This is a genomic window from Kitasatospora sp. NBC_01287 (genome assembly GCF_026340565.1).
Lineage (GTDB): Bacteria > Actinomycetota > Actinomycetes > Streptomycetales > Streptomycetaceae > Kitasatospora.
The window spans coordinates 7,491,529-7,516,729 of record NZ_JAPEPB010000001.1 but is presented as its reverse complement, the minus strand read 5'-3'; the positions used below and the strand labels follow the sequence as shown (position 1 = coordinate 7,516,729).

At 72.8% G+C, this 25,201-nt stretch carries 23 protein-coding genes; 12 read left to right on the top strand and 11 right to left on the bottom strand.

The features are described from left to right. Positions 1-6: 6 nt before the first annotated feature. Positions 7-1,422, top strand: coding sequence for an MFS transporter (locus OG455_RS32765; protein ID WP_266299909.1), 1,416 nt, complete (start codon positions 7-9; stop codon positions 1,420-1,422). 34 nt (positions 1,423-1,456) lie between these two features. Next, a complete protein-coding gene (locus OG455_RS32760) occupies positions 1,457-2,005 on the top strand; it encodes a cupin domain-containing protein (protein WP_266299908.1) in 549 nt (182 codons plus the stop codon). Positions 2,006-2,100: 95 nt separating this feature from the next. Here the strand turns inward: OG455_RS32760 and OG455_RS32755 are convergent, their stop codons facing one another. Continuing rightward, a complete protein-coding gene (locus OG455_RS32755; protein ID WP_266299907.1) occupies positions 2,101-2,919 on the bottom strand; it encodes an SDR family NAD(P)-dependent oxidoreductase in 819 nt (272 codons plus the stop codon). 235 nt (positions 2,920-3,154) lie between these two features. Between OG455_RS32755 and OG455_RS32750 the strand changes: the two genes are divergently transcribed. From OG455_RS32750 to OG455_RS32735, 4 genes are all read left to right on the top strand, one after another. Then, positions 3,155-4,024: a 3-hydroxybutyryl-CoA dehydrogenase gene (locus OG455_RS32750; RefSeq protein ID WP_266299906.1), complete on the top strand. Its 870-nt coding sequence runs from the start codon at positions 3,155-3,157 to the stop codon at positions 4,022-4,024. A gap of 198 nt (positions 4,025-4,222) precedes the next feature. Next, a complete protein-coding gene (locus OG455_RS32745) occupies positions 4,223-5,083 on the top strand; it encodes a GH25 family lysozyme (protein ID WP_266299905.1) in 861 nt (286 codons plus the stop codon). A gap of 56 nt (positions 5,084-5,139) precedes the next feature. Then, the gene (locus OG455_RS32740; RefSeq protein WP_266299904.1) at positions 5,140-5,847 is read left to right on the top strand and encodes a maleylpyruvate isomerase family mycothiol-dependent enzyme; all 708 of its coding nucleotides are present in this window, start codon (positions 5,140-5,142) and stop codon (positions 5,845-5,847) included. Between the two features lie 98 nt (positions 5,848-5,945). Continuing rightward, the gene (locus tag OG455_RS32735) at positions 5,946-6,638 is read left to right on the top strand and encodes an MBL fold metallo-hydrolase (RefSeq protein ID WP_266299903.1); all 693 of its coding nucleotides are present in this window, start codon (positions 5,946-5,948) and stop codon (positions 6,636-6,638) included. A 466-nt stretch (positions 6,639-7,104) separates the two neighbouring features. Here OG455_RS32735 and OG455_RS32730 read toward each other — a convergent pair whose 3' ends face one another. The 8 genes from OG455_RS32730 to infC form a co-directional block, all read right to left on the bottom strand. Continuing rightward, on the bottom strand, positions 7,105-7,836 hold the full coding sequence (locus tag OG455_RS32730; RefSeq protein ID WP_266299902.1) for a hypothetical protein: 732 nt from the start codon (positions 7,834-7,836) through the stop codon (positions 7,105-7,107). A gap of 140 nt (positions 7,837-7,976) precedes the next feature. After that, positions 7,977-10,514, bottom strand: a complete 2,538-nt coding sequence (gene pheT / locus OG455_RS32725; protein WP_266299901.1) for a phenylalanine--tRNA ligase subunit beta — start codon at positions 10,512-10,514, stop codon at positions 7,977-7,979. After that, positions 10,514-11,635, bottom strand: a complete 1,122-nt coding sequence (gene pheS / locus OG455_RS32720) for a phenylalanine--tRNA ligase subunit alpha (RefSeq protein WP_266299900.1) — start codon at positions 11,633-11,635, stop codon at positions 10,514-10,516. The genes pheT and pheS overlap by 1 nt, the downstream gene beginning before the upstream one ends. Before the next feature lie 174 nt (positions 11,636-11,809). Next, positions 11,810-12,943, bottom strand: a complete 1,134-nt coding sequence (locus OG455_RS32715; RefSeq protein ID WP_266299899.1) for an ATP-binding protein — start codon at positions 12,941-12,943, stop codon at positions 11,810-11,812. 94 nt (positions 12,944-13,037) lie between these two features. Beyond that, on the bottom strand, positions 13,038-13,913 hold the full coding sequence (locus tag OG455_RS32710) for an RNA methyltransferase (protein ID WP_266299898.1): 876 nt from the start codon (positions 13,911-13,913) through the stop codon (positions 13,038-13,040). Between the two features lie 233 nt (positions 13,914-14,146). Further along, on the bottom strand, positions 14,147-14,542 hold the full coding sequence (rplT, locus tag OG455_RS32705) for a 50S ribosomal protein L20 (RefSeq protein WP_266299897.1): 396 nt from the start codon (positions 14,540-14,542) through the stop codon (positions 14,147-14,149). Between the two features lie 107 nt (positions 14,543-14,649). Next, positions 14,650-14,844 (bottom strand): 50S ribosomal protein L35, encoded by a 195-nt coding sequence (gene rpmI, locus OG455_RS32700; protein ID WP_266299896.1) that lies wholly within the window; start codon positions 14,842-14,844, stop codon positions 14,650-14,652. A 142-nt stretch (positions 14,845-14,986) separates the two neighbouring features. Continuing rightward, on the bottom strand, positions 14,987-15,808 hold the full coding sequence (infC, locus tag OG455_RS32695; protein WP_323185655.1) for a translation initiation factor IF-3: 822 nt from the start codon (positions 15,806-15,808) through the stop codon (positions 14,987-14,989). A 416-nt stretch (positions 15,809-16,224) separates the two neighbouring features. Here infC and OG455_RS32690 point away from each other — a divergent pair, with 416 nt between their 5' ends. Then, positions 16,225-16,590 (top strand): DUF1844 domain-containing protein, encoded by a 366-nt coding sequence (locus OG455_RS32690; protein ID WP_266299895.1) that lies wholly within the window; start codon positions 16,225-16,227, stop codon positions 16,588-16,590. A 78-nt stretch (positions 16,591-16,668) separates the two neighbouring features. Here the strand turns inward: OG455_RS32690 and OG455_RS32685 are convergent, their stop codons facing one another. Next, positions 16,669-17,403, bottom strand: a complete 735-nt coding sequence (locus OG455_RS32685; RefSeq protein WP_266299894.1) for an SseB family protein — start codon at positions 17,401-17,403, stop codon at positions 16,669-16,671. A gap of 189 nt (positions 17,404-17,592) precedes the next feature. On the opposite strand from OG455_RS32685, the gene OG455_RS32680 reads away from it, so the two are divergent. Further along, the gene (locus OG455_RS32680; RefSeq protein ID WP_266299893.1) at positions 17,593-18,792 is read left to right on the top strand and encodes an alanine racemase; all 1,200 of its coding nucleotides are present in this window, start codon (positions 17,593-17,595) and stop codon (positions 18,790-18,792) included. 189 nt (positions 18,793-18,981) lie between these two features. Here OG455_RS32680 and OG455_RS32675 read toward each other — a convergent pair whose 3' ends face one another. Further along, positions 18,982-20,268 carry a DUF2510 domain-containing protein gene (locus OG455_RS32675; RefSeq protein WP_266299892.1) on the bottom strand — a complete coding sequence of 429 codons (1,287 nt, stop codon included), beginning with the start codon at positions 20,266-20,268 and terminating at the stop codon, positions 18,982-18,984. 220 nt (positions 20,269-20,488) lie between these two features. Between OG455_RS32675 and OG455_RS32670 the strand changes: the two genes are divergently transcribed. The 4 genes from OG455_RS32670 (at position 20,489) to OG455_RS32655 (ending at position 25,199) form a co-directional block, all read left to right on the top strand. Continuing rightward, on the top strand, positions 20,489-21,607 hold the full coding sequence (locus OG455_RS32670; protein WP_266299891.1) for a cation diffusion facilitator family transporter: 1,119 nt from the start codon (positions 20,489-20,491) through the stop codon (positions 21,605-21,607). A gap of 85 nt (positions 21,608-21,692) precedes the next feature. Then, positions 21,693-22,544: a PhzF family phenazine biosynthesis protein gene (locus tag OG455_RS32665; RefSeq protein WP_266299890.1), complete on the top strand. Its 852-nt coding sequence runs from the start codon at positions 21,693-21,695 to the stop codon at positions 22,542-22,544. 66 nt (positions 22,545-22,610) lie between these two features. Next, on the top strand, positions 22,611-23,576 hold the full coding sequence (locus OG455_RS32660; protein ID WP_266301043.1) for a 5'-3' exonuclease H3TH domain-containing protein: 966 nt from the start codon (positions 22,611-22,613) through the stop codon (positions 23,574-23,576). A 255-nt stretch (positions 23,577-23,831) separates the two neighbouring features. Continuing rightward, positions 23,832-25,199: a condensation domain-containing protein gene (locus tag OG455_RS32655; RefSeq protein ID WP_266299889.1), complete on the top strand. Its 1,368-nt coding sequence runs from the start codon at positions 23,832-23,834 to the stop codon at positions 25,197-25,199. Positions 25,200-25,201: the final 2 nt, after the last annotated feature.

Genomic DNA, 25,201 nt, shown 5'->3' with positions numbered 1-25,201 from the left:
GGCATCATGGACCGCACCACAGCACCAGGAACCCAGCAGGCCACCACCGCCGCACTCCCGGCCGGGACCGGTCCCGCCGCCGGGATCGTCGTCGCGATCGCCTGCTTGGGGTTCTTCATCACCACCTTGGACACCACAGTGGTCAATGTGGCGCTGCCGGCCATCGGACGGCAGTGGGGCAACCAGGTCTCCGGGCTGCAGTGGGTGGTCGACGCCTACACGCTGGTCTTCGCCGCGCTGCTGCTCTCGTCCGGCTCGGTGGCCGACCGGATCGGCGCCTCGCGCGCGTTCGGCGCGGGGCTCGCGCTGTTCACCGTGATGTCCGCGATCTGCGGGTTCGCGCCCGATCTCGGCACGCTGATCGTGGCGCGCGCCGTGCAGGGCGCGGCGGCGGCGGTCATGCTGCCGGCCTCGCTCTCCCTGGTCCGCCAGGCCTACAGCGACCCCAAGGGCCGGGCCAGGGGTATCGCGCTGTGGACCGCGGGCGGCGGGGTCGCCATCGCCGCCGGACCCGTCGTCGGTGGCGCCTTGACCAGTGGCCTCGGCTGGCGGTGGATCTTCTTCATCAACCTGCCGGTCGGCGTGGTCGCCCTGCTCGGGCTGCTCAAGGCGCCGCGCTCGCGCCGGGGCAGTTCGGCGGTCGACCTGGGCGGCCAGGTCACCGCCGTGGTGGGGCTGGCCGCGCTGGTCTTCGCCGTGATCAACGGCGGCGCGAAGGGCTACGGTTCGCTCGGCACGTTGCTCGCCCTGCTGGTCTTCGTGGTCTTCGCCGCGGCGTTCGTGCTGATCGAGAGTCGCCAGGCGCGTCCGGCGGTACCACTCGCCCTGTTCCGCGACCGCTCGGTGGCGGTCTGCACCGCCACCGGCTTCGCGCTCAACTTCGGGTTCTACGGCTTCGTCTTCGTGCTGACCCTCTACTTCCAGCAGCTGCGCGGCGCCTCCCCGTTGACCGCGGGCCTGATGTTCGTGCCGATGACCGCCTTCACCACCGTGGTCAACCTTGGCGCCGGTCGGCTGACCAGCCGCTACGGACCGCGGCTGCCGCTGATCGCCGGCGTGCTGATCCAGGCGGCCGGCCTGCTCTCGCTGCTGGCCGTCGAGCAGCACACCGCGACCGCCTTGGTCCTGGTGCTGCTGGTGCCGCTCGGCATCGGCGGCGGTCTCGCGGTGCCGCCGCTGACCACCGCGATGCTGGAGGCGGTGGACGCCGAGCGGGCGGGCCTCGCCTCCGGCATCCTCAACTCCGCGCGGCAGATCGGCGGTGCGATCGGCGTCGCCGTCTTCGGCGCGCTGGTGGCCGGCAGTTCGGGCTTCATGACCGGGCTGCACACCGCCGTGCTGGTGGCGGCGCTCGCGCTGCTGCTGGCGCTGGCGGCGGTGGCCGTACTCCTGCCCACCCACCCACGAGCACAGGCAACCTGACGGATCGTCACATTCGACACCTGGAGGAAGCCCCATGGAGATACAGCGGTTCGTCACCGGGCGCCGGCCCGACGGCTCGTCGGTGGTCGACGCCCACGGCCCGGTCGACCCGGTGGTCCTGCGGGCGCTGCCCGGTCTTGAGTTCTTCCGGATCTGGGGCGCCGACGGCGGGTCGCGGGTCGGCTCCGGGGCCGAGGAACCGGTCTTCGAACCGTACTTCCCCGGCACGGACGGCGGGTTCCGCTTCGTGCTGGTGACCTGGCCGCCGGACAGCGCCCAGGCCCAGCACGAGCCGTCCGCGGGGGACCCGGCCGAGCTGCTGGGCGAGGTCGAGCGGGTCTTCCCCGGCATGCTCGCCGCGATCGCGCCCGACCCGGCCGGCCGGCACGCGACCGACACGGTGGACCTGGTGGTGATCCTCCAGGGCGAGCTCTGGCTCGAACTGGAGGACGGCACCGAGGCGCACCTGACCCCGGGGAGCTGCGTGGTCCAGCGCGGCACCCGGCACGCCTGGCACAACCGGGGCGACGGACCTGCCCTGGCCGCCTGCGTCTTCCTCGGCGCGGAGCCGGCCACCGGCTGACCAGCGCCGGGTGATCCAGTGCCGGGTGATCCAGTGCCGGATGACCGCCGCCGGATGACCCGCCGCCGGATGACCCGCCGAGGTGGCGCGGCGCGCTACGCCAGCGGGTCGTCCGCGCCGTACGGGCGCAGGCGCAGCGTCCGGGCGTTCAGGGCCCGGATCTCGGCGGCCTGCGCCACCAGGTGCTCCAGGTTGTCCCGCCCGGCGTGGATGAACCGCCCGTGCAGCGTGTCGAAGCGGCCGCGTGCGGCGTCGACCATGACGGCGACCATGTACGGGAGGCTGTGCCACTCCTTCATCGTGGCGAACATCGGCATCCCCGCGGTCATGTCGGTGGCGACCGCGCCGGGGCTGATGTCCAGCAGCACCACCCGGTGCTCGGCCAGCGAGTCGGCGAGGTTGTCGGAGAGGTGGAGCAGCGCGCCCTTGGAGGTGGCGTAGGCGGTGTAGTGGCCGTCAGGGCGGAAGGCGAAGCCGGAGTTGAGGTTGACCACCCGCCCGCGCCGCCGCGCCACCATCCCGGGCAGCACGCAGCGCAGCAGGTTGACCGGCCCGCGCAGGTTGACCTCCATCACCTGCCACCACTGCGCCAGGTCCGCCTCCCAGAACGGCACCTCGCCCTGGTCCACCTGTCCGGCGTTGTTGACCAGCAGGTCGATCGGCCCCAGATCCCGCTCGACGCTGCGTACCGCCTCGCGCACCGAGCCCGGCCGGGCCACGTCCGCGGTCACCGCGACGCCCCTGGCGCCCAGGCGCACGCAGGCCTTCAGCGTGGCGGTGAGCGTCGACGGGGTCCGGCCGACCAGCCCGACCGCCATCCCCTCGGCCGCCAGCCCCAGCGCGATCTCCCGCCCGATGCCCCGGCCGGCGCCGGTCACCAGGGCCACCTGTCCCGCCAGCGAACCATTGCGCATCGCGCTCGCCTCCACCCCGTTCGCGCCCGTCGGGCCCTCGGCCCGACCTCCCGGTCAGCATGGTGGCTACGGCGCGCCGCGGGTGCCCGGCCACACGGGGCGCGCGACCCGCCTCACACGAACGGCGCAACCGGTGAATCGGCAGGGTCCCTGGCCCGACCAGGGGTACCAAGTAGTACGGTCGAGCGACATGGGCGGCGACCCCGCCCGGCAGGAACCCCGGAAAGGCAAGTGAGTGAGCGACATCGCGCGCGTCGGAGTGGTCGGCTGCGGTCTCATGGGATCGGGCATCGCCGAGGTCTTCGCCCGGGCCGGACTGGACGTCCTGGTCTCGGAGGCCACCGGCGAAGCCCTGGAGTTGGGCCGCACCCGGCTGACCAACTCGCTGGACACCGCGGTCAAGCGCGGCAAGCTCACCGAGGAGCAGCGCGCCGAGGCCCTCTCCCGTCTCTCCTTCACCACCGACCTCGCCGACTTCGCCGACCGCGACCTGGCGGTCGAGGCAGTGGCCGAGCGCGAGGACATCAAGATCCAGATCTTCCAGGCCCTCGACAAGGTGGTGCGCCGCCGGGACGCGGTGCTGGCCTCCAACACCTCCTCGATCCCGATCGTCAAGCTGGCCGCGGCCACCTCCCGCCCCGAGCAGGTGATCGGCCTGCACTTCTTCAACCCCGCCCCGGTGCAGCGCCTGGTCGAGGTGATCCCCACCCTGACCACCTCCGCGGAGACCACCGCCCGGGTCGAGGCCTTCACCGTGCAGGTGCTCGGCAAGGAGCCGATCCGGGCCCGCGACCGGGCCGGCTTCGTGGTCAACGCCCTGCTGGTGCCCTACCTGCTCTCCGCGGTGCGGATGTTCGAGTCGGGCGTGGCCACCGCCTCCGACATCGACAAGGGCATGGAGGCCGGCTGCGCCCACCCGATGGGCCCGCTGCGGCTGTGCGACCTGATCGGCCTGGACACCATCGCCTCCATCGCGGAGTCGATGTACGCCGAGTACAAGGAACCGCTCTACGCCGCCCCGCCGTTGCTCTCCCGGATGGTCGACGCGGGCCTGCTGGGCCGCAAGTCCGGCCGCGGCTTCTACGACTACACCGCGACCGCCTGAGCACGACCGCGTCGCGGTACCGGTGGGCCCGGCCATTTTACCAGCAGTGTCCGATCCGGCCGGGCCCACCGGCGTCCGAGGCCGGGAGACTGCCGACTTCTGGGGTTTCGGTGCGCGCCACCGGCTATGGGCGGGTCCGGATGTGGGTAACACCGCCAACGTTCGGACACACCGCGCACTCGGGATGAAGGGAGCAGCATGGGCATCTACGGGCAGGACTGGGCCAGCTACCAGTCGGCCGCACCGGATACGACCGGCCTGAGCTTCGCGTTCGTGAAGGTCAGCCAGGGCCTGACCTACACCAACCCGCAGTGGACCGCACAGCGCGACCACGCCCGCGGCGCGGGCCTGGTGGTGGGGTACTACCACTACCCCGAGATGGCCAACTCCCCTCAGCAGGAGGCCGACCGCTTCCTCGCGCTGGCCCAGCCGGCGGTCGGCGAGTTGCTCTGCCTGGACTGGGAGGGCTACGACAGCACCAATGAGGCGGTCTCCAGCAGCGCGCAACTGGCCTACAAGGAAGCCTGGTTGCGGTACGTCAAGGGCCGCTTCCCGCACAACCCGGTCGGCCTGTACTGCAATCTGGAGTACTGGCAGAGCATCGACACCACGGGGTACTTCCAGGACTTCCTGTGGATCGCCACCGCTGGTCTGGCGGCCGGCCAGCCGGGCATCAGCGCGAACTGGCTCTTCCACCAGTACGCCGACTCCGGCAGCGCCGACCAGGACTACTGCCGGCTCGGCTCCACCGCCGAACTGCGCTCCTGGGCGCAGGCCTTCGCGCCGCCCCCGCCGGCTCCCGCTCCAGCCCCGGCGCCCGCCGGGCCGGCCTGGCCGGGCGAGTACCTGAAGCTGCAGAGCCCGATGCTGCACGACGGCAACGTGCGCACCTGGCAGCAGCAGATGGCCGACCGCGGCTGGTCACTCACCGTGGACGGCTGGTTCGGCCAGCAGTCGGACTCCGTCTGCCGCCAGTTCCAGCAGGAGAAGCGGCTCACCGCGGACGGCGTGGTGGGGCCCGCCACCTGGGCCGCCGCCTGGGCCGACCCGGTCACCTGAGGGAAAAGCAGGGAAAAGCAGCGGCGGCTGTCAGCGTGCGGTGATAAGAACAGGCCATGATCACTACTCCTCGGTACACCGAGCACCTCGCCTCGATCTCCGACCGCTCCGCCGCCCTGCGGGCCGCCGCGGCCGCCGCGCCCGACCTCGCGGTCACGGTGCCCGGCTGCCCGGCCTGGACGCTGCGGGACCTGCTGGTCCACGTCGGCCACGTGCAGCGGTTCTGGGCGCTGATCGTGGCCGCCGGGCCGGCCGAGCAGCCGGTGCGGTACGACAACACGGCGGCCGTGTCGGGTGATGTGCTCCTCTGGTCGGCCGCCGCCACCGAGGAGTTGCTCGCGGCGCTGCGGGCGGCCGACCCCGAACGGGGCTGCTGGACCTGGTGGGACTACTCCGGGGAGCCGCAGACGGTCGGCGCGGTGGCACGCCACCAGGTCCAGGAGGCGGCCGTCCACGCGGTGGACGCGCAGCAGGCCGCCGGCCTGCCGGCCGAGCTGCCGGCCGAGGTCGCGCTGGACGGGATCGCCGAGTTCATCGCCCTGGAGCACGACGACTCCTGGCCGCACGCCCCGGCCCTGATCACGCTGGCCAGCACGGAGGGCCGCAGCTGGCAGCTGGAGCTCGGCAAGCCCGGCCCGGACGCCGCGCAGGCCGTCCTCACCGCGCCCGCCGCCGAGCTGCTGCTCACCCTGCACCGCCGCCACCCGGTGCCGGCCGACGCGCCGCTGCTCACCGACCTGGTGGCATGGCCCACCCTCGACTGATCGCGGGCGTCGACTGACCGCGATCAACAACTGATTATTCGTCAGCTCTCGGTGAACGAAAGGCCACCGGTGCCCGGCGCGGATCTACGCTGACTGCCATGGACCTCGTGGAGATCTTCCCGCACCTTCACCTGCTCCGCTTCGCGGTGGGCCAGGCCTACCTGTGGAGCGAGGCCGACTCGCTCACCCTGATCGACTCCGGCCCCGCCGGCTCGGCCCCCGCCATCGCCGAGGCGGTGCGGTCGCTGGGCCGCCGCCCCGGCGAGATCCAGCGGATCGTGCTCACCCACGGCCATGAGGACCACATCGGCGGCGCCGCCGAGGCGGCCGCCTGGGGCGATGCCCGGATCCTGGCCGGCGCGGCCGAGGCGGCCGCGATCCGGGGCGAAGTGCCGCTCCCGCCGCCGGTCCTCACCGCCGACTGGGAGCGCGAGCTGCGCGCCTCGCTGCCGCCGCTACCGGCGGTCGGCCCGGTGCGGGTGGATGTCGAGCTGCGCGAGGGCGACCTGGTCGACTTCGGCGGCGGCGCCCAGGTGCTCGCCGTCCCCGGCCACACCGACGGCAGCATCGCGCTCTACCTGCCGGGTCCGCGCGTGCTGTTCACCGGCGACACCATCGCCAACGTCCAGGACCGCACCATGCTCGGGGTGTTCAACACCGACCCGGCCGAGGCCGCCGAATCGCTGTACCGCCAGGCCGAACTGCCCACCGAGACCGCCTGCTTCGGCCACGGCGAGCCCATCACGCACGGCGCGGCCGAGCGGCTGCGCCGACTGCTTCCCACCGGCTGAAGGGCCCGCCGGCTGAAGGGCCCGGCGACTGAAGGGCCCGGCGACTGACGTGGTCAGCCGGCTCAGAAAGTCAGGAGGACCCGGGAGCGTAGCCTGCTCCCGGGCCCCTTGGTGCCGCCACTTGCACACGCCGGCACGTTGAAGAGTGCGGATCAGCTTTAAATCGACGCGTTCTACCGTTGAACTACCGAGCCACGAGAGCGGCGCAGGCGGGATTTGAACCCGCATTCATCGATATTCGCCCGCACCCGGTCGATCCGGCGATCGACGGCGAATACTGAGACTGGAGCGAGAATCTGAGATTCACAGGGACTGCCTCTACCGGACTTGGGCTACTCCCGCGCGTGGTGCGGGAGGAGGGATTTGAACCCCCACTGGATCCCTGGGTCAGCTTCAACATCAGTTTCAGCTTTTGCGCCGACTGAGCGGCGCACCCCCCGCACTCCTACGGGGGGAGATCATGAGGCTACCGGAAGAGGTAGCCGAACACCGCGTCGCCCGCCCGCTGGTCGGTGACCTCGGCGTTGTTGGCCTCCTCGCGGGCGAACTTGACGGCCTGCTGGAGCTTCTCGACCCGCTCCTGCAGCTCGTTGACCCGGCGGGCCGGCAGCGCACCGGAGAACTTGACGGTGGTCCAGTAGCCCACCGGGATGTCCTCGTAGTACACCTCGACCTGGGCCGGGTGGTTCTCGGTGGCCTCCGCCTTGACGTGGTTGCGCGGCACCTTCTTGGTGCGGATGGTGCGCACCGCCTCGGTCTTCCACGCGTCGGTCGACGGGTCCAGGCTCCAGGACTCGGCGGCGTCCAGCACCGGCAGCTTGCGCACGAAGGTGAACAGGTCGGTGAGCTGCTTCTCCAGGAAGAGCAGGTAGGGCACCGGCACCTCGGCGAGCAGCACCTGCCCGTCCACCACCACGTCGGCGCAGGCGGTGCGGTTGGCCCAGTCCTTGGTGGCCGTCACGTCGAAGAGCCGGGTCAGCGTCGCCGCGGTCGCCCGCAGGATCTCCTCGGCCTTGAGCTGCACCCGGGTCGACTCGGGCGGCAGCTGCTCGCCCTCCTCGTCCTTGGGCTGGTAGGTCCGGGAGATTCCGGCCAGCAGCGCGGGCTTCTGGACGTCCTGGTGAGCCTGGGTCAGCTCCTGGAACGACTTGGACTTGACGCCCTTTTCGACGGCGATGATCTGATTCAGCTTCGGCACAACAGGGACGCTAGCAGGCCGAACAGACGTACGGCCAACCGGTTTCAGCGCGAAACGGGCCCGCGCATCTGTTCTCGGGCAAACGACCGGGGCCCCGGCCCGGATCGCTCCGGACCGGGGCCCCGTCAACTGCCTGACGGCTACGCGCCGCGCAGCACCGCACCGGTGCGGGCCAGCGCGGCGGCCACCGCGGACTCGCGCGCGGCCGAGGCCTCGTCGGCGGTCAGCGTGCGGTCGGTGGCGCGGAACCGCAGCGCGTAGGCGAGCGACTTCTTGCCCTCGCCCACCTGCTCACCGGTGAAGACGTCGAACAGCCGGATCGCCTCCAGGAGTTCACCCGCGCCCTCGTGCAGCGCGGCCTCCACCTCGGCGGCCGGCACGGCGGCGTCCACGATCAGCGCGACGTCCTGGGTGGCGACCGGGTAGCCGGAGACCGTGGGGCCCTGGGCCTGCTGCTCGCCGTCGGCGGTCAGCAGGTCGAGGTCGATCTCGGCGACCACGGTGCGCTCGGGCAGGTGCAGCGCCTTGACAACGCGCGGGTGCAGCTCGCCGGCATGGCCGACCACCCGGTCGCTGCCGGCCACCAGCAGCTCGGCGCAACGGCCCGGGTGCCAGGGGGCGTACTGCCCCTGACGGACCGTCAGCTCGACGCGCGCCGCACGGGCCACCACGCGGGCCGCCTCGACGGCGTCCGCCCAGCTCGCCTGCTCGCCCTTGCCCCACCAGCCGGAGGGCAGCCGCTCGCCGGTCAGCGCGACGGCGACCCGGCGCGGCTGGCGCGGCAGCGCGGCGCTCAGCGCGGCGATCTCCTCGTCGCTGGGGCGGCGGTCGACCGCCGGACGCGGCGCCACCCGCTGCTCGGCCTCGGGCAGGAAGACCAGGCCGGCCTCGAAGAGCGCCAGGTCGGTGTTGCCGCGGCCGACATTGCGCCGCACCGCGCCGAGCAGGCCCGGCAGCAGCGTGGTGCGCAGCGCCGGCTCCTCGTCGTTGAGCGGGTTGACCAGCTTGACGACGCGCCGGCGCTCGTCCGCCGCGTCCAGACCGAGGGCGTCGAAGGCCGCCTCGCCGAGGAAGGGGTAGTTGTGCACCTCGACGTAGCCGGCCCCGGCCAGCGCCACGCCGATCCGGCGGTGGACCCGCTGCTCGGGCGTCAGGCCCTGGCCCGGCGGCACGGTGGGCATCCGGGCGGGGACGTTGTCGTAGCCCTCCAGCCGGATGACCTCCTCCACCAGGTCGTTGGGGTCGGTCAGGTCGGGGCGCCAGGTGGGCGGGGTGACCTCCAGCAGGTCGGCACCGGCCACCGTGCAGCCGACCTCCTGCAGTCGGCGCGCGACGGTCTCGCGGCCGTACCCGAGACCGGCGACCCGGTCCGGCAGGTCGGCGGCGATGGTGATGGTGCGCACCGGGTGCGGAGCGGCGATGTCGGTCACCCCGGCCTCGGCGGTGCCGCCGGCGATCAGCACCAGCAGGTCGACCGCGCGCTGCGCGGCGGCGCGGGCCGCCTCCGGGTCGACCCCGCGCTCGAAGCGCTTGGAGGCCTCGGAGGGCAGCTTGTGCCGCTTGGCGGCGCGGGCGATGGCCACCGGGTCGAAGTGCGCGGCCTCGATGATCACCTCGGTGGTGCCGGCCACGATGCCGGTCTCCTGGTCGAGGACCGGGTCGAGGATCTCGGTGGAGGCCCCGCCCATCACCCCGGCCAGGCCGATCGGACCGCTGTTGTCGCAGATCAGCAGGTCCTCGGTGGACAGCTCGCGCTTCTGGCCGTCCAGCGTGGTGAGCACCTCGCCGGCCTCGGCGCGGCGCACCTGGATCGGACCGTCGACCCGGTTGCGGTCGTAGGCGTGCAGCGGCTGGCCGACCTCCAGCATCACGTAGTTGGTGATGTCGACGGTCAGCGAGATCGGGCGGACGTGCATCTTCTGCAGGCGGCGCTGCAGCCAGATCGGCGAGGTGGCGCCCGGGTCGATGCCGACCACGGTGCGGGCCACGAAGCGGTCGCAGCCCACCGGGTCGGCGACCTTGACCAGGTAGCCGTAGGAGTTGGCCGGCGGCACGTCGAGCAGCGCCGGGTCGGCCAGCGGCAGCCCGTAGGCGGCGGCCGCTTCGCGGGCCACCCCGCGCATCGACAGGCAGTAGCCGCGGTCGGGGGTGACCGCGATGTCCAGCACCTCGTCGACCAGCTCCAGGAGCTCGATCGCGTCGGTGCCGGGCTCGTAGTGGGCGGGCAGCACGATGATGCCGGCATCCTTCTCCCCGTTCGGGGCGGCATCACCCATACCGAGCTCGCGCGCCGAGCAGATCATGCCGGCCGAGGTGTGGCCGTAGGTCTGCCGGGCGGCGATCGGGAACGGGCCGGGCAGCACGGCGCCGGGCAGCACCACGACCACCTTGTCGCCGACCGCGAAGTTGCGGGCGCCGCAGACGATCTCCTGCGGCTCACCGGTGCCGTTGGCGTCGCCGACGTTGACGAAGCAGTGCCGGATCGGCTTCTTGAAACCGGCCAGCTCCTCGATCGACAGCACCTCGCCGACCACCAGCGGGCCCTTGAGGTCGGCGCCGAGCTGCTCGACGGTCTCGACCTCCAGGCCGGCCCTGATCAGCTTCTCGGCCAGCTCGCGACCGGTCGTACCGGCCGGCAGGTCGACGTACTCACGCAGCCAGGAAAGCGGGACGCGCATCAGATCTCCATCCCGAACGGGAGAGTGAAACGCACGTCACCCTCGACCATGTCGCGCATGTCGGCGACGTTGTGACGGTTCATCAGGATCCGCTCCAGGCCCAGGCCGAAGGCGAACCCGCTGTAGCGCTCGGGATCGACCCCGGAGGCGATCAGCACCCGCGGGTTGACCACCCCGCAGCCGCCCAGCTCGATCCAGCCCTCGGAGGAGCAGGTGCGGCAGGGCGCGTCCGGGTTGCCGACACTGGCACCCCGGCAGACGAAGCACTGCAGGTCCACCTCGGCGCTCGGCTCGGTGAACGGGAAGTACGAGGGGCGCCAGCGCAGCTCCAGCTCGTCCCCGATCAGCTTGCTGACCAGCAGCTCGATGGTGCCCTTGAGGTCACCGAAGGTGATGCCCTCGTCGACCGCGATGCCCTCGACCTGACGGAAGACCGGGGTGTGGGTGGCGTCCAGCTCGTCGGTGCGGTAGACCCGGCCGACCGAGACGGCGTAGAGCGGCGGCTGCTTGTCGAGCATGGTGCGGATCTGCACCGGCGAGGTCTGGGTGCGCAGCACCAGGCCCGAGTCGGGCGAGCCGTCGGCGGCCGCGACGAAGAAGGTGTCCTGCATCGAGCGGGCCGGGTGGTCGGGGCCCAGGTTGAGCGCGTCGAAGTTGAGCCACTCCGCCTCGACCTCGGGGCCGGAGGCGATCGAGTAGCCCATCGCGACGAAGGTGTCCTCGATCCGCTCGGCCAGCGTGGTCAGCGGGTGCCGGGCGCCGCGCGGGGCGCGGTCGTAGGGCAGCGTGACGTCCACCGCCTCCTCGACCAGCACTCGGGCGTCGCGCTCGGCCTCCAGCTCCACCTGACGCTTCGCCAGCGCCTGGTTGACGGCGCCGCGGGCCTGGCCGATCAGCTTGCCGGCCGCCGCCTTGGCGTGCGGGGGCAGTGCGCCGATCTCGCGGTTGGCCAGCGAGAGCGCGGACCGGTCGCCGGTGTGCGCGACCTTGGCCTGCTTCAGCTCGTCCAGGCTGGTGGCGGCGGCGAAGGCGGCGACGGCCTCGTCCCGGGCACGCTCGACCTCTTCAGGCTTCAATGCCTCAACCTCGACCGGGTCGTAGGACTTATTGGGTGCCGACATCTCGATGTTTTCCCGTGCTCCTGCTCGTCTCCGGTGGCGTTACACCAGGTCGAGTGTAGTCGCAGGGCCCACACGGCCCAGCAGCTCACCAAGCGACCACGGTGCGGGGTCGTCCCCGTCGGGGAACGCCGTGAAAGGGTGCTCGGCCCGCCGGGCCCGTGGATCGCTGGTCGTTCAGACCATGAAGTCGGGCACTCCGGCGGGCAGGATAAATCGGAACCGCGCGCCGCCGCCGGGGGCCCGGTCGATCCGGATCGTCCCGCCGTGCGCCTCGACCAGGCCCTTGACGATGTAGAGGCCCAGGCCGGTACCGCCGCGCTTGCTGCCGCGCCAGAAGCGGGTGAAGACGCGCGGCATGGCCTCCTCGGGGATGCCGCTGCCCTCGTCGCTCACGGTGACCGCTGTTCCTTCCACGATCCGGGTCGGGGTGCCGGGGTGCTCCCACTCGGCGGCCTCGACGACCTCCTTGGCCGGTGCCACCTCGATGGTGACAGTTCCCTCCCCGTGGCGCACCGCGTTTTCCAGCAGGTTGGCCAGCACCTGGTCGACCTTGTCGGGGTCGGCCCACTGCTGCGGCAGGTCATCGGCGAGCCGGATGTCGAAGCGGTCGGCTGCGATGCCGGCGGCCACCTTTCCCTCGACGTGGCGGCGCACCGCGGCGGCCAGGTCCACCACCTGCTTGCGCACCTCCAGGCGCCCGGCGTCGATCCGGGAGATGTCGAGCAGTTCGGCGATCAGCCGGGTCACCCGGTCGGCGTCGGCGTTCACCGTCTCCAGCATCACCCGCTTCTGGCCGTCGTTGAAACGCTCCCACTTGTTCAGCAGGGTCGCGGTGAAGCCCTTGACGCTGGTCAGCGGCGAGCGCAGTTCGTGCGCGACGGTGGCGATCAGCTCGGCGTGCGAGCGCTCGGTGCGGCGCCGCGCCTCGGTGCCGCGCAGCGCGACCACCACCTGGCGCAGCGGGCCGCGCGGACGCTCGCGCAGATAGCTGGCGGAGACCAGCAGTTCGCGGCTGGCACCGGGCAGCAGCAGGTTGCGCTCGGGCTGGCGAGTGCGGATCGCCAGGCCGCCGTAGGGGTCGGTGAGCGGCCACCAGCGGCGGCCGTCCAGGTCCTCCAGCGGCAGCGCCTCGGGCAGCGGACGGCCCAGCGCGCTGGCGGCGCTGATCCCGGTGAGCCGGGTGGCGGCCCGGTTGAAGCCGATCACCAACCCGTCCCGGTCGGCGATCACCAGGCCGTCCGGGAGGTCGTCGGGGTCAAGGGTGCAAGCGGCCGGCCCGGCGTGCGGCCCGTCCTCGCTGCCGACCATGGCTCTCCTCCCGATCCGCCCGACCCGCGCACCCTGCTGCCACGACCCGCGCACCCGACTGGCCCCCGCCGAGCCACCCAGGGTCAGACAGACCCTAGCGCTCCGTGCCCGGCTCGCGACAGCCTGAGGGCGAACGCTGTGCCCGGGCGGACGCGTAGAGGCAGACGGCGGCCGCGGTGGCGAGGTTGAGGCTCTCGGCGTGCCCGTGGATGGGCACGCGCACCACCTCGTCGGCGAGTGCGCGGGTCGGCTCCGGCAGGCCCCAGGCCTCGTTGCCGAAGATCCAGGCCGTGGGAGCGCCCAGGGTGCCCTCGTCCAGCTCGTGGTCCAGGTCGCGCTCCCCCGCGCCGTCGGCCGCCAGCACCCGCACGCCGGCCGCCTTCAGCTCCGCCACCGCCTGCTCGATCGGCACGCCGACCGCCACCGGCAGGTGGAAGAGGCTGCCCACCGAGGCCCGCACCGCCTTGGGGTTGTAGAGGTCGACCGAGGCGTCGGTGAGCACCACGGCGTCCGCCCCGGCCGCGTCGGCGGTGCGCAGCACGGTGCCGGCGTTGCCGGGGTCGCGCACGTTGGCCAGCACCGCGACCAGCTTCGGCCGGGCCGCCAGCACCTCGGCGAAGGGGGTGTCCAGGAACCGGCAGAGCGCCACGATGCCCTGCGGGGTGACGGTGTCGCAGATGTCGGCGATCACCTCGTCGGTGGCGGTCAGCACCGGCAGGCCGGCCGCCCGGGCCGCGTCCGCGATCCCGGCGTGCCGCTCGTCGGCCTCCGCGGTCAGGTAGACCTCGACCACCGCGTGCTCCCGGCCGCCCGGCAGCAGCCCGTAGGCCACCGCCTCGCGGACCGCCTGCGGGCCCTCGGCCAGGAAGCGGCGGTCCTTGCCGCGCTGGGCCCGGCGGGCCAGCTTGCGGGCGGCGACCACCCGCGGCGAACGGAGCGAGCTGAGCTGGGGGATGTCGGTGCTGGCCATGTCCTCGCGGTTCTCGCGTTCTCTGCGGGCGGTGCCTCAGGGTGCCTCAGCGGTGCCTCAGCGGTGTCCTCGACGCCCTCGGCACGCGTACGCGCATGCGGTACATGCGGTACATGCGGTACATGCGGTACATGCGGTACATGCGCGGCGTATGTACCGTACGTGCGGGCGGGCCGCCAAGCGCGGACCCGCAGGCTCGCGAGGAGCCTGCGGGTCCGGGTTGCTGCGGTGGATCAGGCGGCGTCAGCGGCGACCTTCGGCGCGTTGACGTCGGTCGGCAGCGCCTTCTGGGCGACCTCGATCAGCACGGCGAACGCGTTCGAGTCGTTGACGGCCAGCTCGGCCAGCATCTTGCGGTCGATCTCGATGTTGGCGGCCTTCAGACCCTGCACGAAGCGGTTGTAGGTCATCCCGTTGGCACGGGCCGCAGCGTTGATGCGCTGGATCCAGAGCTGACGGAAGTCGCCCTTGCGCTTCTTGCGGTCGTTGTAGTTGTAAACGAGCGAGTGGGTGACCTGCTCCTTGGCCTTGCGGTACAGGCGCGACCGCTGGCCGCGGTAACCGCTGGCCCGCTCGAGGATGACCCGGCGCTTCTTGTGGGCGTTCACTGCCCGCTTGACGCGTGCCACTTCATTACTCCTTGGGTAGGACCACGGACTACTTCACGTGGTCCGTCATTCGAATGGGTCGGGAAGGATCAGCCGGACTCCGCGACCGGTCAGGTCGCGGCGGGCGATCACTTGCCGAGAAGCTTCTTGATCTTCTTGGCGTCGCCGGGGGCCATCTCGGCGGTGCCGCTCAGACGGCGGGTCAGCGTGGAGGGCTTGTGCTCCAGGAGGTGGCGCTTGCCGGCGCGCTCGCGCAGCACCTTGCCCGAGCCCGTGATCTTGAAGCGCTTGCTGGCGCCACTGTGGGTCTTCTGCTTCGGCATGTCGCCGTATCTCCTCGTCGGTCCGCCCCAGATCCGCGTGCTGACACGCGGATCCGGGCGCTGGGTTTGCTCGGTCACCGGGACGGGAGTCCCGGGACCGCGGTGGCCGGATCGCTCGGACCGAACCGGAGCCCTGGCGGGCTCAGGCGTCCTGAGCGACCTCGGCCGGCTCCTCGGCGGCAGCGGCGGTGTCGCCGGCCTCCGCCTGGTCCTGGGCCGCGTCGTCGACTGCCTCGGCCGCGTCGCCAGTCACGTCGTCCGCCACGTCATCGGCGTCGTCCGCGTCATCGTCCGCGTCGTCAAGGTCGTGCTCGGCCTCAAGGGCCGCGTTCTCGGCCTCAAGGGCGGCGTCGGCCGCGGCGGTGTCCTCGTCGGCCGGGCCGGCGTTGCGACCCTGACGCTCGGCCTTGCGGGCGTCCTGCGCCGCACGGGCCTCGGCCATCGCCTCGGTCTTCTTCTTGTGCGGGCCGAGAACCATGATCATGTTCCGGCCGTCCTGCTTGGCCGAGGACTCCACGAAGCCCAGGTCCTGGACGTCGTTGGCGAGCCGCTGCAGCAGTCGGAAGCCCAGCTCGGGGCGGGACTGCTCGCGACCGCGGAACATGATCGTGATCTTGACCTTGTCGCCCTGCTTGAGGAACCGAACGACGTGACCCTTCTTGGTGTCATAGTCGTGCGGGTCGATCTTCGGCCGGAGCTTCATCTCCTTGATGACCGTGTGCGCCTGGTTCTTGCGCGCCTCACGGGCCTTCATGGCCGACTCGTACTTGAACTTGCCGTAGTCCATGAGCTTGCACACCGGCGGCCGGGCGGTCGCCGCGACCTCGACCAGGTCGAGGTCGTACTCCTGCGCAAGCTCCAGCGCCTTGGCAAGCGGCACGATGCCGACCTGCTCGCCGCTGGGACCGACGAGTCGCACCTCGGGGACGCGAATCCGGTCGTTGATGCGGGGCTCGGTGCTGATGGGGCCTCCTCGGTTGCACCTTCTGCGATGCGGCCGTCAGGGAGGCGGTCGCACGTAGGGACTTCGACCACTGGGCGGGGCTTCATTCGTGCTGCGCTGCCGTCGGCGTCACCACCTGGCACCGCGGCACGAAAAAAGCCCCGCTCATCTGCAAGCGGGGCTCCGTACAACCGGGGGCGGCGCCTGATGAGAGGCGCTGCGGGCGACTCGCGGCCTTGCGGCCGGTGTCGCGGACCGGGACCCGTCGACCGCGAGGTCGACCGGGTGGGAGAGGAGCCTCCACTTGCTGGCCGGGCACGATGAAGCGCCTGGCCGGTCACTGCAAAACTCTACACCACCGGCGGCGGCGACGTCGCCGGGTACTCTGCCAGGGCTACCGACCCCGTAACCGACCCCCGCAACGGAATGAGCCCCTCGTGAGCACCGAGCCCTCCCACCAGGACGAGACCCCCGACTTCGACGACCTGACCCGCGACATCGCGGAGGTGCCGGCCGTCGAGGTGATCACCACCGTGGCGGTGCACCTGATGAGCGCGGCGGCCGTCAAGTGCGGGCTCGCCGAGGGCGGCGAGAAGGACAAGGACCTGGACGAGGCGCGCAAGCTGATCACCGCGCTGGCCGGGCTGGTGACCGCGGGCGCTCCGGAGATCAGCAACTTCCACGCCGCGCCGCTGCGCGACGGGCTCCGCTCGCTGCAGCTGGCCTTCCGCGAGGCCTCCATCGTGCCGGACGCCCCGGGCACCGGGCCGGGCGAGAAGTTCACCGGGCCCGTCTACTCCTGACCTCTGCCCCTGCAGTTCCGCTCCTGATAGCTCCGCTCCTGAGCTCTGCCCCTGAGCAAAGGTCAGGCCTGGCGCCGGTCAGCGCCGGTAGAAGCGCTCGCCCGTCGAGCGGCCGTCGGCCGGCAGCAGCGCGAGGTCCAGGCCGCGGGCGAGCCGCACCCGCAGCGTCGGGTCGGCGGCGAGGGCGCCGGCCAGCCGCTGGGCCAGTTCGGCGACCGGGGCGCCGTCGGCCACCGCGAGCGCGAGCACCGCGTCGGTGGCCTGGCCCGGGCGCAACTCGGCCCCGAGCACCTGCGGCTCGGCGGCCAGCAGGGCGCGCAGCGCGTCCAGCACCTGCGGATCCTGGACGGGCGGCAGCCAGGCCCGGTTCTCCGCCACCGCGCGCATCCGCGAACCGGTCAGCTGGTAGGTGACCGGACCCGCGGGGTCGATCAGCAGGGTGTCGGCGCGCTCCGCGTACGCGGTCATGACGGCCTGCGGGGCGCTGGCCGGTGCCGGCCGGGCGTCGGCCTGCCAGGCGGCCAGCGAGGCCAGCGAGGTGAAGGCGGGCAGCGCGCGGCGGCCGTCGGCGGCCTCGATCACCGGCACCGCCATGTCGCTGGTCTTCTCGTGCCGAAGGCCCTGGGCGTCGGTCTCCACCTCACCCAGCAGCGCGACGATCGGGACCATCAGGCGGGCCGGACGCAGCGCGGCCAGCAGGGCGGCCTCGGCGGCCGGGTCGCGCGCCCAGTCGGCGAGCGCCGCGGCCAGCACGGGATCGGCGGTGCCGTCGTCGGCGGCGAATCCGGGGTTCGGGATGTTCTTGCGGTCCACCCGGCGAGCCTAGCCGCTACCCCGACCCGGGCCGACGACACCCGAGGCGCGGGGGCGGGAGGCGGGGCGCGAGGTGCGACGTGCGGGGCGCGACGTGCGGGGTGCGACGTGCCGCCCTGGCCGTTGGCCATTCGATCGGCCGGCGCCGGACCCTACCCAGCGGTAGTGGCGCTGTGGCAGGCTGCGCCAATGACGACCTCCGCCACCGCCGACCGGGCGCGCTACGACCGCGCCACCGCCGAGTTGGACGCGCCGCTGGCCATCGTCGACCTGGACGCCTTCGACGCCAACGCCGCCGACCTGGTGCGCCGGGCCGCCGGCAAGCCGATCCGGGTGGCCAGCAAGTCGGTGCGCTGCCGGGCGTTGCTGGAACGGGTGCTGGCGATGGACGGTTTCGCCGGGGTGATGAGCTTCACCCTGGCCGAGTCGATCTGGCTGAGCCGGGCCGGGTTCGAGGACGTGCTGCTCGCCTACCCCTCGGCCGACCGGGCGGGCTTCGCCGAGCTGACGGCCGACCCGAAGCTGGCCGCCAACCTCACCGTGCTGGTGGACGACCCGGCGCAGCTGCGGCTCATCGAGCAGGCCAGGGCGGGCGACGAGGTGGTGCGGGTCTGCCTGGAACTGGACACCGCGCTGCAGTTGTTCAGCGGGCGGCTGCGGGTCGGCGCCCGCCGCTCGCCGCTGCGCACGCCCGAGCAGTTGGCCGGGCTGGCCGAGTGGGTGCAGCAGCAGCCCGGCTACCGGGTGGTCGGCCTGATGGCCTACGAGGGGCACATCGCCGGGGTGGGCGACCAGGTCGCGGGGCGGCCGGTGCGCTCGCGGCTGATCCAGGTGCTTCAGGCCAAGGCGCGCACCGAGCTGGCCGAGCGGCGCGCGGCGGTGGTCCGGGCGGTGCGGCGGGTGGCGGACCTGGAGTTCGTCAACGGCGGCGGCACCGGAAGCGTGCAAAGCACGGTCGCGGAGGCGGCGGTGACGGAGGTGGCAGCCGGCTCGGGGCTCTACCAGCCGCGGCTCTTCGACAACTACCGCTCGTTCCACGGGCGTCCGGCGGCGCTCTTCGCACAGCCGGTGGTGCGCCGGCCCGGGGTGGGTGTGGTGACGGTGCTGGGCGGCGGCTACCCGGCCTCCGGCCCGGCCGGCGCGGACCGCTCCCCCGTGCCCTACCTGCCCACCGGGCTGCGCTACGACCCGCAGGAGGGGGCCGGCGAGGTGCAGACGCCGCTGCTCGGCTCGGCCGCCGACGACCTGCTGGTCGGGGACAAGGTCTGGTTCCGGCACGCCAAGGCGGGCGAACTGTGCGAGCGCTTCGAGCGGCTGCACCTGGTGGCGGGCGACGCGGTGGCGGCGACGGTGCCGACCTACCGGGGCGAGGGCCGCACCTTCCTGTGACCGCCGGCCGCTGAGGGCACGGATCCAGCTCCGGTCGGCGGGTCCCGGGCCGGACGCGCCGACCGGACGCGGCGACCGGACGCGCCGCGCCCCGCTGCCGGAGCGGCAGCGGGGCGCGGGCCCGGGTGGGCCGGGTGCGTCGGATGGTGCGTCAGGTGGGTGCGTCCGGTCGGCGCGTCAGATGGGTGCTCAGGTGGTCGTCGTGGTGCCACCGGACGCGCCGCCGGCACCGCCCGAGTAGTTGCTGATCCCGCTGACGATGGTGTCCATTTGGGAGACCGCCGGAGCCTTGTCGGCGATGTCGAAGCCGAGCCGGACCGAGATGAGGCTCTTGCCGTCGCCGGCCGGGAAGACCACCGACTCCACGGTGCCGTTGTTGCCCTGCGCCGCCGTGACCTGCCAGCGGACCAGGTAGCCGGACCGGCCGTCGACGGTGACCTGCTGGGACTCCAGCTCCTTGTGACCGGTGTTGCCCGGGTAGGAGGCGTTCGCGGCGTCCACGATGTCCTGCTTGGCGGCGGCCTGCGGATCGGTGCCCTGGAGCTCGCCGGTGTTGACTCCGCCGAGGGTGCACTGCTGGCCGCCGGCGCCGCCCCCGCTGCCACCCGTGCCGCCCCCCGAACCGCCGCCCGAACCGCTGCCCGCGCCGCCGTCGGTGCTACCGGGGCACTGGTACGCGCCGATGGCCAGGAAGGCCGAGCCGTCCTGAGCGGTGCCGCCCTGCCAGCCGGACGGGATCGGCAGCTGGATGCCGGCGTTCAGGTCGGCGGCCGCCGTGGAGTTGCCGCCACTGCCCGAGCCGCCCCCCGCACCGCCACCGCCGAGGCCGGGCAGGCCGGGGAAGGTGTTGCCGCCGGAGGAGGAGCCGCCGCCCGAACCGCCGCCCGAACCACCACTGCCACCCGCGGTGCCACCCGAGCCGCCGCGCTGGTGGCCGGGGAGCCGGCCGCTGCCGTTCCCACCGCCACTGCCGTTCCCACCGCCGCTGCCGTCCTGCCGGCCGTTCGGCTGCTGCGGGACCGCCTGCGCGGTGCTGCGCGTGTCGTGGTGGTCGGTCGCGAGGTAGGTCACGCCCGAGCCGACGGCCGCGCCGACCAGGGCCGCCACCGCCGCGGCGACCAGCACCGGGCGCCCGGCGCGCCGGAACACCGACGGCTTCTTGGGCGGTAGCGGCTCGCCGTACAGCCCGGCGCTCGGTCCGGGGCCGTCCGGCAGCTCCGGGTAGCGCACGGCGCCGTTCTCCAGCACCTCGCCCTCGATCACCCGGGTGTCACCCAGCACCGCGGTCTGCTCGACGTCGGAGACGCCCGAGACGCCTGAGGTGCCCGAGGCGCCTGAGTTGCCCGAGACGCCGGTGCCGCCGGGACGGGTGGTGGCCGTCCAGCCGGTGCCGTCCCACCAGCGCTCGGGCCGGGGGTCACTGGTCGTGTCCTGCGGGTCCGGGTACCACCCGGCCGGAATCATCGCTTCGCTCACACCAGAAAATGTATGGGCAGGCGGATAAACGCGATATCAACTGAGCCGCAGAATCCGGCCGATTCGGATGAGATTACGGTGAGAGCACCCGATCGGCGCGACCCCAGAGGGGAACGACAACGGTCACCACTGCAGCCTTTGGATCTTCGTCCGATATGCGGTTCACTTCCCTGCAGGGCACCCGTCCTTGACCACACCCGGCGTTCAGGAGACCACCGCGATGGCCGGTCAGCACGACCACCAGCACCCGCACGCGCACGACGACGACCGGGACCACGAGGACCGTGCGCACAGTGACCACGATCACGACCACGGCGGGCATGGCGGGCACGACGGGCACGGCGGACACGGCGGGCACGGCGGGCACGGCCACTCGCACGGTGTGGCCGCCGACGCCGACCGGCGCTGGCTGACCAGCGCGCTCGCGCTGATCGTGGTCTTCATGGCGGCCGAGGTGGTGGTCGGATTCGCCGCCGGCTCACTGGCGCTGATCTCGGACGCCGCGCACATGCTCACCGACGCGGCTTCGATCGTGCTCGCCCTGATCGCCATGCGGCTCTCCGCCCGGCCGGCCCGCGGCGGCTTCACCTACGGCCTCAAGCGCGCCGAAATCCTCTCCGCCCAGGCGAACGGCGTCACCCTGCTGGTCCTGTCGGCCTGGCTGGGTTATGAGGCGATCACCCGGCTGATCTCACCGCCGACGGTCGAGGGCGGCCTGGTGCTGGTCACCGCGCTGGTCGGCATCGTGGTCAACATCGGCGCGGCCTGGTGCATGTCCAAGGCCAACCGCAGCTCGCTCAACGTCGAGGGCGCCTTCCAGCACGTGCTCACCGACCTCTACGCATTCATCGCCACCGCCGTGGCCGGCGCGATCATGCTGACCACCGGGTTCAACCGGGCCGACGCGATCGCCTCGCTGATCGTGGTGGCGCTGATGCTGCGCGCGGGCTTCGGCCTGGTGCGGGACTCCGGGCGGATCTTCCTGGAGGCCGCCCCCGCCGGGATCGACCCGGACGCGCTGGCCGATCGCTTGGTCGACACCCCGCTGGTGGAGGAGATCCACGACCTGCACGTCTGGGAGATCACCTCCGGGCAGCCCGCGCTCTCCGCGCACATCCTGGTCTCCTCCGGCGGCGACTGCCACGCGATCCGCCGCGACCTGCAGCGCCGGCTGCGCGAGGACTACCGGATCACCCACGCCACCCTCCAGGTGGACCACCTCGGCGAGGACGAGGACCAGGAACTGCTGCAGATCACCGACGCCGCCCAGGCACTGGCCGGCGAGCACTGCGCCGACTCGCACGGCCCGGTGCACCGCGCCGGTCCGCACTCGCACTGAGCCGGGCCGCCCGCCGCCCTGCCCGCGTCCCGGGCGGCATCCCGACCCGCGGAACGATCTTCGAAGCCGGAGCGTTCGGCCGATCATGACAACTGTGCTGCGGTACGCCGCGTTCACCACCGACCCCGCCGGCGGCAACAAGGCGGGCGTGGTGCCGGACGCCACCGGCCTGACGGACCAGCGGATGCTGGCCATCGCCGCCGAGCTGGGCTACTCGGAAACCGCCTTCCTGATCGCCGACCCGTCCGCCGGGGAGCGGACCTACCGGGTGCGCTACTTCGCGCCGACCCTGGAGGTGCCGTTCTGCGGCCACGCCACCATCGCCGCCGCCGTGGCGGTGGCCGACGCGACGGGTCCGGGTGAATTGGTCTTCGAGACCGGGGCGGGCACCGTGCCGGTGGTCGTCGCCGCCGACGGGGACGGAGTGCTGCGGGCCACCCTGACCAGCGTGGAGCCCCACGTGCTGGAGATCGGGGAGGCCGACGTGGCCCAGGCGCTCGCCCTGCTCGGCTGGCAGGCGGACGAGCTGGACCCGACGCTGCCGCCCCGCGTCGCCTACGCGGGTGCCCGCCACCTGGTGCTGGCCGCGCGCAGCCGGGAGCGGCTGGCCGAGCTGTCCTACGACTTCGACGGGCTCGCCGCCTTCATGACGGAGCGCGAGCTGATCACCCTGCAGCTGGTCTGGCGCGAGTCGGCCACCGTCTTCCACGTCCGCGACCCGTTCCCGGTCGGCGGCGTGGTGGAGGACCCGGCGACCGGCGCGGCCGCGGCCGCCTTCGGCGCCTACCTGCGCGAGCTGGGCGAGGTCGGCGAGACCGCCGAGCTGACCCTGCACCAGGGCGCGGACCTGGGCAGCCCCGGCCTGCTCAGTGTGGAGCTGCGGGCGGGCGACCCGCGGGTGCGGGTCTCCGGCGCGGGGGTGCGGCTGCCCGAGTGACCTGCCGCCGGGCCGTCGCTGCGGCTGCCTGTCGGTCCGGTGCGGGATGATCGGGGCGTGACCCTGATGCTGCTCGACACCGCCAGCCTCTACTTCCGGGCGTACTTCGGCGTGCCCGAGTCCGTGAAGTCCCCGGACGGCGCTCCGGTGAACGCCGTCCGTGGGCTGCTGGACTTCATCACCCGCCTCGTCCAGGACCACCACCCGGAGCAGCTGGTCGCCTGCATGGACGCCGACTGGCGCCCGCAGTGGCGGGTCGACCTGATCCCGACGTACAAGACCCACCGGCTGGCCCCCGAGCAACCCGCGGGGGTGGAGGGCACCGAGGAGATCCCGGACACCCTCTCCCCCCAGGTCCCGATCATCGAGCAGGTGCTGGACGCGCTCGGCATCGCCCGGGTCGGCGTCCCCGGCTACGAGGCGGACGACGTGATCGGCACCCTGGCCACCCGGGCGGGCGGCCCGGTGCGGATCGTCACCGGTGACCGGGAGACTGCAGATTACCAACCCGCGCGCGTCCTGATCGTGACAGGCGACAGAGACCTCTTCCAGCTCGTCGACGACGCCCGCGGCGTCCAGGTGATCTACCCGATCAAGGGCGTCGGCAACGCCCAGATCATCGACGAGGCCGCGCTGCGCGAGAAGTACGGCGTCACCGGCACCGAGTACGCCGACATGGCCGCCCTGCGCGGCGACCCCAGCGACGGCCTGCCCGGTGTGAAGGGCATCGGCGAGAAGACCGCCGCCCAACTCATCCGCGAGTACGGCGACCTGGCCGGCATCCGCGCAGCCGCCGCCGACCCCCTCTCCAAGCTCACCCCCGCCCGCCGCAAGAACATCCTCGAAGGCGCCGCCTACCTCGACGTCGCCCCCACCGTCGTCCGCGTCGCCACCGACATCGCCCTCCCCGACTTCGACCCCGCCCTCCCCCGCGAACCCCTCGACCCCATGACCCTCGAAGACCTGGCCGAGCGCTGGGGCCTCGGCACCTCCCTCACCCGCCTCCTCGACACCCTCGCGGCCACCCGCTGAGAACGGAGCCAGCGGCCCTCTCCGCGCGGGCTCCCCCGCACGCCCAGGACACGCCACCCCATGTCGTCGTGCCCCATCACCATGCCACCAACCGCCATCCGCGCTGATCACGCCTCCGGCGACGGAGCCAGGCCCGCGCCAGCGACTCCCGCTGCGAACGCTGCGAACGCTGCGGAGACAACCCCCGGACGCGGTTGCGGGACTCGACCCCGGAACGCACAATGGTCTACGCCAATTCTCGAACGGGGGCGCGTCGTGCAGCACGACAAGCAGCTGACGGTGAACTTCGACGGGCTCAGAACCGGCTCCGGCCCGGCCACATGGGGACAACGGACGATCTGGAAACCGATCTCCTGGTACGCCCCGGACGACCATTTCTTCAATATCGGGCTACTCCTGCCGCTGCGACACCCCACCGCCCCGGCCGAGTTCGCGCAGGCGGTCGGCGCGCTGCTGGAGCGGCACGAGTCACTGCGCACCTGCTACACCGCGGACGGGGACAGCGGGCTCACCCAACACCTGCTGGGCAGCGGCACCTTGGCCGTCCGTCTGGTGCACGCGGAGTCGCAGACCGCCACGGCCGCGCTGGCCGGGGCACTGGAACAGGACAAGGCGCTGCGCTTCGACCTGCTGGCCCAGCAGCCGCCGCTGCGGATCACCGCCGTCCTGGTGGCCGGGCAGGTGACCGGGGCCGCCCTGACCCTCGCGCACATCGCCGCCGACGCCACCGGCGCCCGGGTCGTCCTGGACGACCTACGGCGACTGCTCGTCCAGCGGCGCCGGGCGCCGCAGGTCCTGCCGCCGCGGGTACCAGGACGCCAGCCGCTGGAGCAGGCCGCCTATGAGGCGAGCGCGGTGGCGCACACCCGCAGCGAGGCTGCGATCGCTCTGTGGAGTCGCCAACTCGACTCCGTGCCGGCCTCGTTGTGGCCGGACCCGACCGGGCCCGGTGAGTCCGAGCGGTGGTGGGAGGGGATCCTGGACTGCCCCCGCCTGGACCTGGCGAGCCGGCTGGCCGCACGCCGGCTGGGCTCCTCCGCCAGCGCGGTGGTGCTGGCCGCCGTCGGCGTCGAACTCGGCCTGCTGACCGGCCGTCAGGCAGTCGGGCTGAAGGTGATCCTGGGCAACCGGGCGAGCCGCGAGCAGCAGCAGGCGGTCGGCGCCTTCCCGCAGAACGGCCTGGTCGTACTGGGCACCTCGGGAGACTTCGACGAACTCGTCGGGCAGGCCTGGCGGGCCCAGTTGAAGACCTCACGGCACGGGCACTACGACGCCGACGCGATGGAGCGGGCCATCGCGGCAGCCGAGAAGCGGCGCGGCGAACCGATCGACCTCACCTCCTACTTCAACGACCACCGGGAGGGCCCCGACCCGGCCCTGGACGGGGCGGAGCCGGCGGGCCTGCCGGACGGCGCCTTCCGCTGGCGCTCGCGCTGGGCCAGGCAGGACTCCGCGTTCTTCTTCGGTCTGGCCACCGCCGGGGGCAGTACGACCGCCTCGTTGCTGGTGGACACCCGGCTCTTCCCCGCCCGGCAGGTCGAGCCCTTCCTGCGCGCGGTGCAGGCGCGGGTGGTGGCGGCGGTGGCGCCCACAGTGGCGGCCACGGTGGCGGCCGAAGGCTAGTG